This window comes from Streptomyces sp. UW30 (genome assembly GCF_008042075.1).
In the GTDB taxonomy this organism is placed as follows: domain Bacteria; phylum Actinomycetota; class Actinomycetes; order Streptomycetales; family Streptomycetaceae; genus Streptomyces.
The window spans coordinates 925,056-940,698 of record NZ_RDBN01000053.1 but is presented as its reverse complement, the minus strand read 5'-3'; the positions used below and the strand labels follow the sequence as shown (position 1 = coordinate 940,698).

General features: G+C 70.5%; 10 protein-coding genes and 1 pseudogene. 5 read left to right on the top strand and 6 right to left on the bottom strand.

The window, feature by feature from the left end; translation table 11 throughout:
- Positions 1 to 30 precede the first annotated feature (30 nt).
- Both EAO75_RS38515 and EAO75_RS38510 read right to left on the bottom strand, forming a co-directional pair.
- A complete protein-coding gene (locus EAO75_RS38515) occupies positions 31 to 1,641 on the bottom strand; it encodes a cation acetate symporter (RefSeq protein ID WP_147999722.1) in 1,611 nt (536 codons plus the stop codon).
- Positions 1,638 to 1,982, bottom strand: a pseudogene (locus EAO75_RS38510) (DUF485 domain-containing protein); the annotation flags it as partial. The pseudogene EAO75_RS38510 and the gene EAO75_RS38515, both read right to left, overlap by 4 nt.
- A gap of 296 nt (positions 1,983 to 2,278) precedes the next feature.
- Between EAO75_RS38510 and EAO75_RS38505 the strand changes: the two are divergent.
- Positions 2,279 to 2,740: a hypothetical protein gene (locus tag EAO75_RS38505; protein ID WP_410092672.1), complete on the top strand. Its 462-nt coding sequence runs from the start codon at positions 2,279 to 2,281 to the stop codon at positions 2,738 to 2,740.
- On the opposite strand, the gene EAO75_RS38500 is transcribed toward EAO75_RS38505, so the two are convergent.
- Positions 2,702 to 4,243, bottom strand: a complete 1,542-nt coding sequence (locus tag EAO75_RS38500; protein ID WP_147999720.1) for an MFS transporter — start codon at positions 4,241 to 4,243, stop codon at positions 2,702 to 2,704. The two genes, EAO75_RS38505 and EAO75_RS38500, sit on opposite strands and share 39 nt — an antisense overlap.
- A 391-nt stretch (positions 4,244 to 4,634) precedes the next feature.
- Here EAO75_RS38500 and EAO75_RS38495 point away from each other — a divergent pair, with 391 nt between their 5' ends.
- The gene (locus tag EAO75_RS38495) at positions 4,635 to 5,423 is read left to right on the top strand and encodes an ABC transporter ATP-binding protein (RefSeq protein WP_147999719.1); all 789 of its coding nucleotides are present in this window, start codon (positions 4,635 to 4,637) and stop codon (positions 5,421 to 5,423) included.
- On the top strand, positions 5,420 to 7,990 hold the full coding sequence (locus EAO75_RS38490) for an ABC transporter permease (RefSeq protein WP_147999718.1): 2,571 nt from the start codon (positions 5,420 to 5,422) through the stop codon (positions 7,988 to 7,990). Before EAO75_RS38495 ends, EAO75_RS38490 begins: the two co-directional genes overlap by 4 nt.
- 108 nt (positions 7,991 to 8,098) lie before the next feature.
- On the opposite strand, the gene EAO75_RS38485 is transcribed toward EAO75_RS38490, so the two are convergent.
- A complete protein-coding gene (locus EAO75_RS38485; RefSeq protein ID WP_147999717.1) occupies positions 8,099 to 9,499 on the bottom strand; it encodes a DUF2079 domain-containing protein in 1,401 nt (466 codons plus the stop codon).
- Positions 9,500 to 9,886: 387 nt separating this feature from the next.
- On the opposite strand from EAO75_RS38485, the gene mfd reads away from it, so the two are divergent.
- Positions 9,887 to 13,417: a transcription-repair coupling factor gene (gene mfd / locus EAO75_RS38480; RefSeq protein WP_147999716.1), complete on the top strand. Its 3,531-nt coding sequence runs from the start codon at positions 9,887 to 9,889 to the stop codon at positions 13,415 to 13,417.
- A gap of 47 nt (positions 13,418 to 13,464) precedes the next feature.
- Here the strand turns inward: mfd and EAO75_RS38475 are convergent, their stop codons facing one another.
- Together EAO75_RS38475 and EAO75_RS38470 are read right to left on the bottom strand one after the other, a co-directional pair.
- Positions 13,465 to 13,878, bottom strand: coding sequence for an SgcJ/EcaC family oxidoreductase (locus EAO75_RS38475; protein ID WP_147999715.1), 414 nt, complete (start codon positions 13,876 to 13,878; stop codon positions 13,465 to 13,467).
- 34 nt (positions 13,879 to 13,912) lie between these two features.
- Positions 13,913 to 14,563: a TetR/AcrR family transcriptional regulator gene (locus EAO75_RS38470; protein ID WP_261989594.1), complete on the bottom strand. Its 651-nt coding sequence runs from the start codon at positions 14,561 to 14,563 to the stop codon at positions 13,913 to 13,915.
- Between the two features lie 189 nt (positions 14,564 to 14,752).
- Here EAO75_RS38470 and EAO75_RS38465 point away from each other — a divergent pair, with 189 nt between their 5' ends.
- Positions 14,753 to 15,634 carry an SCO6745 family protein gene (locus EAO75_RS38465; RefSeq protein WP_147999714.1) on the top strand — a complete coding sequence of 294 codons (882 nt, stop codon included), beginning with the start codon at positions 14,753 to 14,755 and terminating at the stop codon, positions 15,632 to 15,634.
- Positions 15,635 to 15,643: the final 9 nt, after the last annotated feature.

Sequence of the window (15,643 nt, the reverse complement as noted above, 5' to 3'; positions counted from 1 at the left end):
CCGGCTGCCCGGGGTGCCCTCGCTGACCTGTCAGTTCCCCCTGCGCACCGCCCCCGCCAGAATCCACCCCTCCACGGCCTCGTACTGCCGTCGCTCCTCCTCGACCTCGCGCCGCCCCGACAGGACCGTCCCGAGCCAGCCGAGCAGGAACCCGGCCGGTACGGACACCAGTCCGGGCGTCGTGAACGGGAACCAGTTGAAGTCGGCCTCGGGGAACGCCGAGACCGGCGACCCGGAGACCAGGTTGGTCCACGGCATCAGCGCCAGGACGACCGCGGTGCCGCCGATCAGGGTCCACAGCAGGCCGGCCCGGGTGTACCGGCGCCAGAACAGGCTGTAGATGAGGGCCGGGGCGATGGCCGAGGCGCCCAGCGTGAAGGACAGGGTCACCAGCGGTTGCAGGCTGCGGTGCTGGACCATCGTCGCCAGCACGATCGCCGGGACGCCGACCGCCAGCGCCCCCAGCCGCGCCAGCGCCATCTCGCGGTGTGCGGACAGCTCCCGCATCCGCGTGGCGAACAGGTCGTGGGCGAGGGAGTTCGCGCAGGCCAGGATCATGCCGGCGACCGAGGCGAGCACGGTGAGGAAGATGGCCGTGGTGACCGCCGTGAAGAGCAGGCTCTCCGCGGTCGAGACCTCGGCGCCGAACGCGGCCCTGGAGCCCAGCAGATACGCCGTGTTGCCCTGCGGGTCCGCCCCGGCGATCACCTGCCGCCCGATCAGCGCCGTCGCGCCGAAGCCGACGATCGTGATCACCAACACGAACAGCGCGACGCTCGACACCGCCCAGGACATGGAGCGCCGTACCTGACGCGCACCGCGGGCCGTGTACATGCGCATGGTGATGTGCGGCAGCACCCCGCCGCCGAGGACGACCGCGAGCTGGGAGCTGATCATGTCCAGGCGGGGGTACGGACTGCCCGCGAACTGAAGCCCCGACTGGAGGAACGCCGAGCCGACCCCGCTCTGTTCGGCCGCGGCGTTGAACAGCGCGCCCGGGTCCCAGTCGAACCGCCGCAGCACCAGTACGGCGATCACGGCGCCCGATCCGAGCAGCATCACCATCTTCAGGATCTGGATGAGCGCGGTGCCCTTCATCCCGCCGATGGCCGCGTAGCTGATCATCAGCACGCCCAGTCCGATGACGCATCCGGTCTTCAGTGAATCGCTGGAGAACCCGAGGATGAACGCCAGCAGCTGCCCGGTCCCGGCCAGCTGCACCAGCATCAGCGGCATCAGCGCGGCCAGCGTCACTGCGCACGCGGCGATCCGCACGCCCCGCCCCGGCATACGGCGGGCCAGCGCGTCGCCCATCGTGAACCGGCCCGCGTTGCGCAGGGGTTCTGCCAGCAGGAACATCAGCAGCATCAGCGACAGGGCGGTGCTCAGCGCCAGCACGATCCCGTCGTAGCCGCACAGCGCGACCACGCCGGTGGTGCCGAGCACGGTCGCCGCGCTGATGTAGTCACCCGCGATGGCCAGGCCGTTGCCCATGGGGGACAGCGAGTTGTAGCCCGTGTAGAACTCGTCGAGGTCGTCCCGGTCCGGGCCGGTCATCACACACAGCAGCAGCGTGACGGTGGCCACGGCGCAGAACGCCACCAGCGACATCGCCTGCGCGTTCGAGCTGAAGTCCGTCATCGCCCCGCCCCCCGCTGTCCGGCCTCACGCTTGGCCTCCACGGCGGCCTCCTTGCGGATGCGGTCCGCGATCGGGTCGAGGTAGCGCCGGGCGGTGTGCTCGTACAGGCCTATCGCCAGCCAGGTGACGGGCAGCTGCAGCAGCGCGAGCAGCAGGCCGGCGGGCAGCCCGTCGGTGACCGTGCCGGTCATGAACCCGGGCGCGAAGGCGGACAGGATCAGGAACAGCGTGAAGTACCCGAGCGCGGTCAGCGTCGCCACGCGCCGCTGCCAGCGGTAGGCGCTGCGCAGGATCCGCAGGTCGCTGTGGTGTCCGAGGGGCGGGTGGTCGGGGCGATGACGGACTTCAGCTCGAACGCGCAGGCGATGTCGCTGGTGGCGTTCTGCGCCGTGGCCACCGTCACGCTGCTGCTGTGTGTGATGACCGGCCCGGACCGGGACGACCTCGACGCGCGCTGGTCGACCATCCGTACGAGAACGCCGGTACGACCCTCCCCGACGGGCAGACCCTGCCCTGCGCCATCTGCGACAAGTTCTCCTCGATCGGCGGCTCGACGGTCGCCGGGAGCCGGGCCCAAGACGTCTCCTTCGTTCTCGACCGGCTGACCGGGCGCCACCCGGCGTGGCGGTACGCGCGCGTGATCGACACCAAGCGGATCGGCATGGCCGGGCACTCCATCGGCGGCGCCTCCACCGCTGCGACGATGGCCGGTGACGCGCGCGTGCGGGCCGGCGTGAACATGGACGGCACGTTCTTCGCCCCGGTCCCCGCCGACGGGCTCGACGGACGTCCCTTCCTGATGTTCGGGGCCAAGGACCGGCACGACGACAAGACCTGGCACCAGAGCTGGGCCGACCTGGACGGCTGGAAGCGCTGGCTGACCGTCACCGGCGCCGACCACGGCTCCTTCACCGACGTACCCCTCCTCGCGGGCCTGGCCGGGATACCGGACACCGCTCCGATGCCGTACGAGCGTTCACTGGCCCTCACGCGCGCGTACGTCGCCGCCTTCTTCGACCTGCACCTCAAGGGCGTCCCGCAGCCGCTGCTGGACGGACCGTCACCGGACAACCCCGAGGTCGTCGTCCGGCTTCCTTGAGTCGTCCTCCTTCAGGACCGGGAACCGCTTCGGCGCCAGCAGCAACAGCACCACAAAGGCCAGCGCCGCCGCGCAGGACGCCCCCAGATACACGGCGTGCACCGCGTCGGCGATGGCCCGCCCGGTGGCCTCCGGGGCCCTGCCGCCGGAATCCAGTGCCCGGGTCACCGAGTCCAGGTCGCTCGCCCCGCCGAGCCGGGACGCCAGCACACCGTTGGCCACCGCGCCGAAGAGCGCCGCGCCCAGCGTCTGGCCCGTCTGCCGGCAGAACAGCACCGACGCCGTCGTCGTCCCCCGCTCCGACCAGCCGACCGTCGACTGCACGCCCACGATCAGCGGCAGTTGGAACAGCCCCAGCGCCGCCCCCAGCAGCAGCATCAGCAGCGTCGGCTGCCAGGCCGCCCCGGGATACGGCAGGAACAGGAACGCCAGCAGGATCAGCGAGGCCGTCGCGATGCCCAGCATCGCCGTGTTGCGGAAGCCGATCCTTCGGTACACGTGCTGGCTCAGTGCCGCCGACACCGGCCAGCTCAACGTCCAGACGGACAGCACGAATCCGGCCGCCACCGGGGCCATGCCGAGGACCGCCTGGGCGTACAGGGGCAGGAACACCGTCGGCGCCACCATCAGCAGACCCAGCGCGCCGAGTGCCAGGTTCACCGCAGCGATCGTCCGGCGCCGCCACACCCACCCGGGGATGATGGGTTCGGCCGCCCGGCGCTCCACCAGCACCACGACCGCCGCGAGCGCCAGTCCCGTGGCGAACAGGGCCAGGGACGGGGCCGACAGCCACGGCCAGGCCACACCGCCCTGGACCAGTGCCGTCAGCAGCACGCCCCCGCACGCGAACACCGCCAGCGCGCCCGCCCAGTCGACACGCGCGCGCGTGCCCGTCGACTCGCGCTGCGGCTCGTGCAGATGGCTGGCGATCAGCCACAACGCCACCGCCCCTATGGGCAGGTTGATGAGGAAGATCCAGCGCCAGTCCGCGTAGGCCGCCAGGACCCCGCCGAGGCCCGGCCCGATCACCGCCGACAGCGCCCACACCGTGGACAGCTTGGACTGGATCTTCGGGCGTTCCTTCAGCGGGTACAGGTCGGCGGCCAGCGTCTGGACCGTGCCCTGAAGAGCGCCGCCGCCCAGCCCCTGCACGATCCGGAACGCGATCAGTGCCGCCATGTTCCAGGCCACCGCGCACAGCAGCGACCCCAGCAGGAACACCGCCGCGCCCGCGATCAACACCGGCTTGCGGCCGAAGGTGTCGGAGAGCTTGCCGTAGACGGGGAGGGTCACCGTCACCGCGAGCAGGTAGCCCGAGAACAGCCAGGAGAAGACGGAGAAGCCACCGAGGTCGCCGACGATCTGCGGTACGGCCGTGGAGACGATGGTGGAGTCGATCGCGACCAGCGCCATCGCGAGCATCAGGGCCGCGACCAAGGCCGTGCGTCTGTCGGTTCCGGTGCGCTGTGCGGTGTCGCGTATCGCGGGTCTCGTACTGCCCACCGGGTCCCTCTCCTGTTGCTTTCCCCTTGCACCTATCCGCCGCCGAACAGCTTCCCACTTGACCCTCACGTCGCGGGAGGGTGGAGGCTCCATGGGCCGGAGGTCGGAGGCAACCCCGAGTCGTCCTCCGCCGAAGGGTGGACAGCCCCTAGGGGGACCTCCGTACTACGTCTCGGGGAGGGTTGGTACCGCCGGACGACGAGACGGCACCGGTGCCGTCCTTAACCTGGCTTTACGCCGCTGGGGGGCGGCTGACCGAACCAGCGGGGGTGGGGTTTTCCCCCGCACAAGAGGGGGCCGGGCACCAGCGCGCCGGACCCTGTCCCGCCACGAGACTGAACGTCGTAGCAGTTCTCGTGATTCACCTGCTGACCGACTTAGGAGACATACCGTGACATCGGCTGTGACCATTCCCAGGCACGGGGGTACTGGAGGGCGTACGGCCGTTGCCGCACGGGCGCGGCAGGTCGTCAAGGCGTACGGGTCGGGGGAGACCCGGGTCGTCGCTCTCGACCACGTCGACGTGGACATCGCGCGGGGCCAGTTCACCGCGATCATGGGTCCCTCGGGATCCGGCAAGTCCACGCTCATGCACTGCCTCGCCGGGCTCGACACCGTCACCGGCGGCCAGATCTACCTCGACGAGACCGAGATCACCGGGCTGAAGGACAAGAAGCTCACGCAGCTGCGCCGGGACCGGATCGGCTTCATCTTCCAGGCGTTCAACCTGCTGCCGACGCTCAACGCCCTGGAGAACATCACGCTGCCGATGGACATAGCGGGCCGCAAGCCCGACCGGGCGTGGCTCGGGCGCGTCGTCGACACCGTGGGGCTCTCCGACCGGCTCAAGCACCGGCCCACCCAGCTCTCCGGCGGCCAGCAGCAGCGCGTCGCCGTCGCCCGCGCCCTGGCCGCCCGCCCGGAGATCATCTTCGGTGACGAGCCGACCGGAAACCTCGACTCCCGCGCCGGCGCCGAGGTCCTCAGCTTCCTGCGCAGGTCCGTCGACGAGCTCGGGCAGACCATCGTGATGGTCACGCACGACCCGGTCGCCGCCTCGTACGCGGACCGGGTGCTGTACCTCGCCGACGGGCGCATCGTCGACGAGATGTACAAGCCGACCGCCGACGCCGTCCTGGACCGCATGAAGGACTTCGACGCCCGGGGGCGTACGTCATGACCGTCCTGAAGACCTCGATGCGCAACTTCTTCGCGCACAAGGGGCGGATGGCCCTGTCGGCCGTGGCGGTGCTGCTGTCGGTGGCCTTCGTCTCGGGGACCCTGGTGTTCACCGACACGATGAACACCACCTTCGACAAGCTCTTCGCCGTCACCTCCTCCGACGTCACCGTCAGCCCCAAGGAGGCGAAGGACGAGGACGACGGTGCCGGCACCGGCAAGCCCGTCTCGCTGCCCGCCTCGACCGTCGAGCAGGTCGCGGCCGTCGACGGCGTCAAGAAGGCGGAGGGCTCGGTCGGCTCGATGAGCGTGACCGTCGTCAACTCCGAGAACAAGAACATGGGTTCCACCACCGGCGCGCCCACCATCGCCGGCAACTGGACCAAGAACGACCTGAAGTCCATGGAGATCACCTCCGGGCACGCCCCGCGCGGGCCCACCGAGGTCATGGTCGACGCGGACACCGCCGACAAGCACGACCTGTTGCTCGGTGACGAACTGCGCACCATCGCCGCCACCGGCGACATCCGCGCGCGGATCGTCGGCATCGCCTCCTGGAAGGTGACCAACCCGGGCGCGGCCGTCGTCTACTTCGACACCGAGACCGCCCAGCGCACCCTGCTCGGCGCCACCGGCCGCTTCACGCAGGTCTCCGTCACCGCGGCGGACGGCGTGAGCGACGCGCAGCTCAAGGCGAAGGTCGCCGGTGCCCTGGACGGCGCGTACAAGATCCAGACGGCCAAGGAGGCCGCCGACGAGAACCGCAAGGACGTCGGCGCGTTCATGGACGTCATCAAGTACGCCATGCTCGGCTTCGCCGGGATCGCGTTCCTGGTCGGCATCTTCCTGATCATCAACACCTTCTCGATGCTGGTCGCCCAGCGCACCCGTGAGATCGGCCTGATGCGGGCGATCGGCTCCTCGCGCCGGCAGGTCAACCGGTCCGTGCTGGTGGAGGCCCTGCTGCTCGGCTTCATCGGCTCCGTCCTGGGTGTGGGTGCCGGTGTCGGCATCGCGGTCGGCCTGATGAAGCTCATGTCGATGGCCGGCATGAACCTCTCCACCGCCGACCTCACGGTGAAGGTGACGACCCCGGTCGTCGGCCTGATCCTCGGCGTCGTGGTGACGGTGCTGGCCGCCTACCTCCCGGCCCGCCGCGCCGGCAAGGTCTCCCCGATGGCCGCCCTGCGCGACGCCGGTACACCGGCCGACGGCAAGGCGGGCTGGGTGCGCGCCCTGGTCGGACTCGTCCTGACGGGCGCGGGCGCCTTCGCGCTGTACGCGGCCGCCACCGCCGACAAGGCGAGCGACGGCGCGCTGATGCTGGGCGGCGGTGTGGTGCTGTCCCTGATCGGCTTCGTGGTCATCGGCCCGCTCCTCGCGGGCGCGGTGGTCCGGGTGCTCAGCGCGGTCCTGCTGCGCGCCTTCGGGCCGGTCGGCCGCATGGCCGAGCGCAACGCCCTGCGCAACCCGCGCCGTACCGGTGCCACGGGCGCCGCCCTGATGATCGGCCTCGCGCTGGTGGCCTGCCTGTCGGTGGTCGGCTCCTCGATGGTCGCCTCGGCGACGAGCGAGCTGGACAAGTCGGTGGGCGCGGACTTCATCGTCATGGCCCAGCAGCAGGAGATCGTGCCGCAGGCCGAGAAGGCCATGCAGCAGACGCCGGGCCTGGCCCACGTCACCCGCTACAAGGACGTCAACGCCACTCTGACCTCGCCGGACGGCAAGACCGACGACAGCGGCATCACGGCCGCCGACCCGACGTACGCCGAGGACCTGCGCCGTACGACCACACAGGGCAGCCTGTCCGCGGCCTACGGCAAGGACGCCATGTCGGTCGGCTCCGACTACGCCAAGAAGCACGGCGTGCGCGTCGGCGACACCATCTCCGTCGCCTTCAAGGGCGGCGAGACGGCGAAGCTGAAGGTCGCGGCCATCACGGACGACGACACCTCCATCGACCAGGGCGCCCGCTACACGAGCATGGAGACCCTGTCGAAGTACCTGCCCGCCGACCGGATCCCGCAGAGCGTGATGATGTTCGGCAAGGCGAAGGAAGGCCAGGAGGAAGCGGCGTACGCCGCCCTGAAGAAGTCGCTCGACTCCTACCCGCAGTACCAGGTCCGCGACCAGACCGACTACAAGGAGGAGTTGAAGGACCAGGTCGGCCAGCTCCTGAACATGGTCTACGGCCTGCTGGCCCTGGCGATCATCGTGGCGGTCCTGGGCGTGGTGAACACCCTGGCGCTGTCGGTGGTCGAGCGGACGAGGGAGATCGGCCTGCTGCGCGCGATCGGTCTCTCCCGCCGCCAGCTGCGCCGCATGATCCGCATGGAGTCGGTGGTCATCGCCCTCTTCGGCGCCCTGCTGGGCCTGGGGCTGGGCATGGGTTGGGGCGCGACGGCCCAGAAGCTGCTGGCTCTGGAGGGCCTGAACGTCCTCGACATCCCGTGGCCGACGATCATCGCGGTCTTCATCGGCTCGGCCTTCGTGGGCCTGTTCGCGGCGCTGGTGCCGGCGTTCAGGGCGGGCCGGATGAACGTACTGAACGCGATCGCGACCGAGTAGCCGGGCGAGGAGCCGCCGAGTAGCCACCGCACACGGGGGTTGCGGGGGACGGGCCCGGTCCGGAGGTTTCACCTCCGGACCGGGCCCGGACGTATGCGGGTCCTGCTGCTATCCCGTCCGGCGCTCCAGCAGTACGACTCCGTAGGCGGTGCCCTTGATGGCGTACTGGGCGCGCGGGTGCAGGGTCCGGGCGTAGGCCTCGACGTCGCGATAGCGCTTGCGGGAGTTGTCGAGGGCGATGAAGTCGGGGTTAATGCCTTGCGTATTGCTCACCCAGAAGACCCGGCAGCGCGAGGTGAGCCGGCTGATCGGGGCGATGTTCGCCTCGACGGAGGCGTTGTCGGGCACCTCGGCGAGGAGCCGCTCGATGGCGCTCACGCGCGCGGGCTTGCGGTAGATCTCGCTCTCGGTCAGCGCGGCCAGCGGCAGCGAGGTGGTCAGCGCGAGGGAGGCGGCCGCGACGGCTGCGGGCAGGTGCTGGACGTACGAGCGCAGCCACGCGCGCGTGCTGTGCCGGGTGCTGACGAGGGCGTCGACGAGCGCGAAGGTGACGATGGGCATCAGGACGGCGTTGTAGTGCCAGTCGGTGCCCCAGTACTGCGGATACGAGGAGACGAAACGCCAGCCGATGGTGGGCAGGGCGACGAGCAGGACGGGGGAGCGCAGGGCGAGCAGTCCGGAGGTGGGGATGAGGAGCCAGGCCACTGTGCGGAGCTTGGTGTCGAGGCCGTCGAAGGGACCGCCGCCGCCCGACTCGCTCACCTTGTTCCAGTAGTCGTAGCCGCCGGCGGAGTTGAAGCTCGGTATGACCAGCAGCAGGGTCGCCGCGAGGGCCACCACACCGAACACGGCGACGCCGAGCGCGTACCGGGTCGCGCGCGTGGATTCCTGGCGCGCACGCCAGGCGACGACCAGGGCGAGAGCCGTCAAGGTGAAGCCCAGGTCCTCCTTCACCAGGACCAGCGGAATCGCCCAGAGCAGGGCGGCCCTCCACCGCCGTGCGAGCAGCGCTTCCAGGCTGAAGGCGATCAGCGGTACGGCGAAGCAGATCTCGTGGAAGTCGAAGTCGACCGCCTGCTGAAGCCCCCACGACAGCCCGTACGCGACACCGATCGCGAGCCCGCGCCCCCGCCCGAGCAGCCGGGCCGCGGCCCTCGTGACCGGGACGGCGGAGAGAGCGAACAGCGCGGCCTGCGCGAGAAGCAGGGTGATGGACGAGGGGAAGAGCCGGTACACCGGCGCCAGCAGCACCGTCACCGGGCTGAAGTGATCCCCCAGGATGTTGAACCCGGGCCCCTTCAGGTCGGCGATCGGCGCCTGCAGGTGCGCGTACGACCGGATGACCTGCTCGAATATCCCGAGATCCCACGACTTCTGTCCCAGATGCCGGTAACGGCCCACGGAGACGATCGCGTACCCGACGAACAGCGCGACGGCCAGCAGCCAGGGGTCACGCCGGCCGGAACCGGGCCAGTCGTCCCCCGAGGCGTGCGGGGCGGAGGCCGGTATGTGGGGGTCCGGGGACGCGTCAGGAGTCGTGGAGCTTTACGTGGGGGCAGCGGGGCGACCGGTCGCGGCCCTGGCCGCTCGCCGTTGCCGGGCCGGTCCGCGCCGTGGGCCGGTCTGCCGACATCGGCACCTCTGCAATGTCGGCCGCTCTGCAATGTCTCCCGCTCTGCGTCGTCGGCCGCTCTGCGTCGTCGGCGGCTCTGCGTCGACGGCAGGCTTCCCGCGGCGGTCCCACGCGGCGGTGCCGTCAACGCCGGACACCGGGAGAACGGACGTTATCCACAGGCCCCGGCGCCCGCCCGCGCAGCGACGTACGCTGGAACACCCGGCCCGTCATGCGTGTCGGGCCCTTCGTGTTGCCCACCTCCTCGGACGGAAGCGCCTTCCATGAGTCTGCACGGTCTGCTCGACGCCGTAGTCAAGGACACCGCCCTCGCGGAAGCGATCACGGCGGCCGCAGACGGCAACCGCATGCACGTCGACCTGGTCGGCCCCCCGGCGGCGCGCCCGTTCGCGATCGCCGCCCTCGCCCGCGAGACCGACCGCCCGCTCCTGGCGGTGACGGCGACCGGCCGTGAGGCGGAGGACCTGGCGGCGGCCCTGCGCTCCCTCCTCCCGTCGGAGGGCGTGGTGGAGTACCCGTCCTGGGAGACCCTCCCGCACGAGCGCCTCAGCCCCCGCAGCGACACCGTGGGCCGTCGCCTCGCCGTCCTGCGCCGCCTCGCCCACCCCAGCTCCGACGACCCCGAGACCGGCCCGGTCTCCGTCGTCGTCGCGCCCGTACGTTCCGTCCTTCAGCCCCAGGTCAAGGGCCTCGGCGACCTGGAGCCGGTGGCCCTGCGCACCGGCCGGACCGCCGACCTCAACGCCGTCGTGGACGCCCTGGCGGCCGCCGCGTACGCGCGCGTGGAGCTCGTCGAGAGGCGCGGCGAGTTCGCCGTGCGAGGCGGCATCCTCGACGTCTTCCCGCCCACCGAGGAACACCCCCTGCGCATCGAGTTCTGGGGCGACGACATCGAGGAGATCCGCTACTTCAAGGTCGCCGACCAGCGCTCCCTCGAAGTCGCCGAGCACGGCCTGTGGGCGCCGCCCTGCCGCGAGCTGCTGCTCACCGATGACGTCCGCGCACGCGCGCGTGCTCTCGCCGAGGAGCACCCCGAGCTCGGCGAACTGCTCGGCAAGATCGCCGAGGGCATCGCGGTCGAGGGCATGGAGTCCCTGGCGCCGGTCCTCGTCGACGACATGGAGCTGCTGCTCGACGTCCTGCCCAAGGGCGCCATGACGGTCGTATGCGATCCGGAACGGGTACGCACGCGTGCCTCCGATCTCGTCGCGACCTCGCAGGAGTTCCTCCAGGCGTCCTGGGCCGCCACGGCCGGCGGCGGCGAGGCACCCATCGACGTCGGCGCGGCGTCCCTGTGGTCCATCGCGGACGTCCGTGACCGGGCACGCGAGCTGGACATGATGTGGTGGTCGGTGTCGCCGTTCGCCGCTGACGAGACGCTCGACGCGGACACCCTCAAGCTCGGCATGCACGCCCCCGAGTCGTACCGCGGCGACACCGCCAAGGCCCTCGCCGACACCAAGGGCTGGCTCGCCGACGGCTGGCGCACGGTCTTCGTGACCGAGGCGCACGGCCCCGCGGCCCGCACGGTCGAGGTGCTCGGCACCGAGGGCGTGGCGGCCCGCCTGGAAGCGGACCTCGGGGAGATCTCCCCGTCCGTCGTCCATGTCGCCTGCGGCTCGATCGACTACGGCTTCGTGGATCCGGCGCTCAGGCTGGCCGTGCTGACCGAGACCGACCTGTCCGGCCAGAAGGCGGCAGGCAAGGACGGCGCCCGGATGCCGGCCCGCCGCCGCAAGACCATCGACCCGCTCACCCTGGAGACGGGCGACTACATCGTCCACGAGCAGCACGGCGTCGGCCGTTACATCGAGATGGTGCAGCGCACCGTCCAGGGCGCCACGCGCGAGTACCTCGTCGTCGAGTACGCCCCCGCCAAGCGAGGCCAGCCGGGCGACCGGCTGTACATCCCCACCGACCAGCTGGAGCAGATCACCAAGTACGTCGGTGGCGAGGCCCCCACGCTGCACCGCCTGGGCGGCGCCGACTGGACGAAGACCAAGGCGCGCGCCAAGAAGGCCGTCAAGGAGATCGCGGCCGACCTGATCAAGCTGTACAGCGCGCGCATGGCGGCGCCGGGGCATGCCTTCGGCTCGGACACCCCCTGGCAGCGCGAGCTGGAGGACGCGTTCCCGTACGTCGAGACCCCCGACCAGCTGACGACCATCGCCGAGGTCAAGGAGGACATGGAGAAGTCGGTCCCGATGGACCGTCTGATCTGCGGCGACGTCGGTTACGGCAAGACGGAGATCGCGGTGCGGGCCGCGTTCAAGGCGGTGCAGGACGGCAAGCAGGTCGCCGTCCTCGTACCTACGACGCTGCTGGTGCAGCAGCACTTCGGGACGTTCTCCGAGCGCTACTCGCAGTTCCCGGTCAACGTGCGCGCCCTGTCCCGGTTCCAGACCGACACCGAGGCGAAGGCCTCCCTGGAGGGCCTGCGCGAAGGCTCGGTGGACATCGTGATCGGCACGCACCGCCTGTTCTCGTCGGAGACCAAGTTCAAGGACCTGGGCCTGGTCATCGTCGACGAGGAGCAGCGCTTCGGCGTCGAGCACAAGGAACAGCTGAAGAAGCTGCGCGCCAACGTCGACGTCCTGACGATGTCCGCCACCCCGATCCCCAGAACCCTGGAGATGGCGGTCACCGGCATCCGTGAGATGTCGACGATCACGACTCCGCCGGAGGAGCGGCATCCGGTCCTGACCTTCGTCGGACCGTACGAGGAGAAGCAGATCGGCGCCGCGATCCGCCGCGAACTGCTGCGCGAGGGCCAGGTCTTCTACATCCACAACCGCGTCGAGTCGATCGACCGCGCGGCCGCGCGCCTGCGCGAGATCGTCCCCGAGGCACGCATCGCGACGGCGCACGGCCAGATGTCGGAGACGGCGCTGGAGCAGGTGGTCGTCGACTTCTGGGAGAAGAAGTTCGACGTGCTCGTCTCGACGACGATCGTCGAGTCCGGCATCGACATCTCCAACGCCAACACCCTGATCGTCGAGCGCGGCGACAACTTCGGCCTGTCCCAGCTGCACCAGCTGCGCGGCCGGGTGGGGCGTGGGCGCGAGCGTGGGTACGCGTACTTCCTGTACCCGCCGGAGAAGCCGCTGACCGAGACCGCCCACGAGCGCCTCGCCACCATCGCCCAGCACACGGAGATGGGCGCGGGCATGTACGTGGCGATGAAGGACCTGGAGATCCGCGGCGCCGGCAATCTGCTGGGCGGTGAGCAGTCCGGCCACATCGCGGGGGTCGGCTTCGACCTGTACGTCCGTATGGTCGGCGAGGCGGTCGCGGACTACCGCGCCTCTCTGGAGGGCGGTGTCGAGGAGGAGCCGCCGCTGGAGGTCAAGATCGAGCTCCCGGTCGACGCGCACGTCCCGCACGACTACGCGCCCGGCGAGCGGCTCCGGTTGCAGGCCTACCGCGCCATCGCCTCCGCCAACACGGAGGAGGACGTCAAGTCCGTCCGCGAGGAACTCGTAGACCGCTACGGCAAGTTGCCCGAGCCGGTCGAGAACCTCCTCCTGGTGGCCGGCCTGCGCATGCTGGCACGCGCGTGCGGAGTCGGCGAGATCGTCCTGCAGGGCAACAACATCCGCTTCGCGCCGGTGGAGTTGCGGGAGTCCCAGGAGCTCAGGCTCAAGCGCCTGTACCCGGGCACCGTCATCAAGCCGGCGGTGCACCAGGTGCTGGTGCCGCGCCCGAAGACCGCGAAGGTGGGCGGGAAGCCGCTGGTCGGGCGGGAGTTGCTCGGGTGGGTGGGGGAGTTCCTGGCGTCGATTCTGGGGTCTTGATTCGGGGCCGGCCGGCCGGGCCAGGCCAGACCGGGCCGGCGGTCGGTCTAGTCGACGTGTACCTCGGTGTTCTGGCAGGCGTGCAGCAGCCATCTGCCGTCGTCCTGCTTGGTCATGACGTACAGCGGAGCGCCCTCCGTGTCGCCCTGTGGTGAGTGGTAGACCTGCCGGACCTTGACGGCTGCCACATCGGGCCGCAGGAACTGCGTGTGCATCGCCTCGTAGGTGACATCGCCGTCCCAGGTCGCGTTGGGCAGCACGGCGCGGGTGAACTCGGCGATGGCGTCGAGGCCGATGAGGACCTTGCCGTGGCCGGTGGTCCACACGGCGTCGGAGTGGAAGAGGGCGAGGAAGCCGTCGGGGTCCTTGGCCCGCTGGGTGCGCTCGACGGTGGCGACGACCTCGGCGATGGCCCGGCGGTCCGACTGCGCGGCGGCCGTGTGCGCGGTTTCGGTGGTCATGCGGATCACTCTGGGACCTCAAGCGGACTTGAGGTCAAGCGTCGGCCGCTGTCCGTTCCAGGTTCGCCCGGGAGGCTCGTTCAGGTGGTGTTCGGGAGGCTCGTTCAGGCTGTGTTGCGGAACAGCTCGTCGCCAGCGTCCGGAACACCTCCTCGGCGTCCTGGTCGCCGACCGGGCCGTCCAGGTTGTGGCTGAGGAGCAGCGTGGCGAAGCCGTGCGCCAGGGACCAGGCGGCGACTCCGGCCATGCGGGTGTCGATGCCGAGTTCCTCGGGGTGTACGAGAGAGACGGCGCCGCGCAGGGCGTCGCCCGCGAGGGCGCGGGCCGTGGTCAGCTCCAGGTCGTCGGTGCGCAGCAGTTCGGGCGTGAACATCACCTGGAAGTGCGCGGGGTGTTCGCGCGCGAAGCGGACGTAGCGAACGCCCGCGTCCCTCAGGTCCGCGGCCTCGATGAGCGCGGTCGCCAGCAGCCCGAACCCCTCGGCGGCGATCGCCGTGAGCAGTCCGGTGCGATCCCGGAAGTGATGGGCCGGCGCCGCGTGCGAGACACCGGCGCGGCGGGCCAAGTCACGCAGGCTGAGTGCGGACGGGCCGTCGGTGGCGATGACGTCCAGTGCGGTGGTGAGGATGGCTCGGCGCAGGTCGCCGTGGTGGTACGGGCGGCGAGGAGAGGTCTGCTGCGTCATGGGAGCAGGGTACGCGCAATCTAGGCGGCGACAAGTTTTCGGGATTTAGGCGTTGACAAGTTCTGGTGGGGTCGGGCAATCTTGTCAGTGTCAAGTTGCGGGGTATGGATTCCCGCTCGGTGGTTGGCAGTGGGCGGTTGCGCGGGTCGGGGGATCGATCCCGAGGTCTCGAACAGGGGGAGTCGCGTCATGGTGGAGCACGACGGCGGTATGGAGTCAGGTCGGGTGCGACAGCTCTGGCATCTGCTGGAGCCGCTGCACGCGGTGCTGTACTACGCGCCGGAGGTCTTCGAGGAGGCCGCCGCACTCGGTTACGGCACCGAGGAGCGCTGGCCGAGCTACTTCCCGTACCGGGCCGCGCCGTTGGGGCCGGTCGGTGCGCGGAGCGTAGCGTCGGCGTTCTACAGCTTCAGTCCGCGCATGGTCGCCGAACACATCGACCCCGCTTGGAAGATCGCAAGCCCCGAGGCCGTACTGAGGGCGCGGGAGCGCGGGGTCGACCGGGCCTACCGCGCGATATTCGGTGACCGGACGGGCAGCCCCGAGTTGGCGGAGGTCGCCGCCCTCGTCCGTCGCGCGGCCGAGGCGGCGAACACGGCCGGCCGCCCGCTCGCCGCGGCCAACGCCGCGCTGGACTGGCCGGGGGCCCCACACCTCCAGCTCTGGCACGCGGCGACGATCCTGCGGGAGCATCGCGGCGACGGTCACATAGCGGCCCTGATGGTGGCCGGACTGGACCCCGTCGAGTCGCTCGTGTCCTTCGCCGCGATAGGCGCAGCGTCCGTCGAGCGCTTCGAAAGCCGCGGCTGGAGCGCCGGGGAATGGGAGTCGGCTCGCGACCGTCTGATCGCCCGAGGGCTGGTCGACGCGGACGGTACGGCCACGGAAGCGGGCCGCGAACTGCGCCGCACCGTCGAGGAGCGCACCGATCAACTCGCCGCCGCGCCCTGGCAGTCGCTCAATGGGGAGGAGGTCGACCGTCTCGTGGAACTGCTCGGCGAGTTCTGGGTGGCGGTGCTGTCCTCCGGACTGCTGCCGTCGGAGACGACGTTGGGGATCGGGAAGGTCTGAGGGCGGGAG

What these genes read in the sequence shown, in the direction of transcription:
- EAO75_RS38470 (WP_261989594.1), bottom strand. Translation starts at nt 14,563, where the DNA reads ATGACGCAGCAGACCTCTCCTCGCCGCCCGTACCACCACGGCGACCTG.
- EAO75_RS38475 (WP_147999715.1), bottom strand. Translation starts at nt 13,878, where the DNA reads ATGACCACCGAAACCGCGCACACGGCCGCCGCGCAGTCGGACCGCCGG.
- EAO75_RS38515 (WP_147999722.1), bottom strand. Translation starts at nt 1,641, where the DNA reads ATGACGGACTTCAGCTCGAACGCGCAGGCGATGTCGCTGGTGGCGTTC.
- EAO75_RS38465 (WP_147999714.1), top strand. Translation starts at nt 14,753, where the DNA reads ATGGTGGAGCACGACGGCGGTATGGAGTCAGGTCGGGTGCGACAGCTC.
- EAO75_RS38490 (WP_147999718.1), top strand. Translation starts at nt 5,420, where the DNA reads ATGACCGTCCTGAAGACCTCGATGCGCAACTTCTTCGCGCACAAGGGG.
- mfd (WP_147999716.1), top strand. Translation starts at nt 9,887, where the DNA reads ATGAGTCTGCACGGTCTGCTCGACGCCGTAGTCAAGGACACCGCCCTC.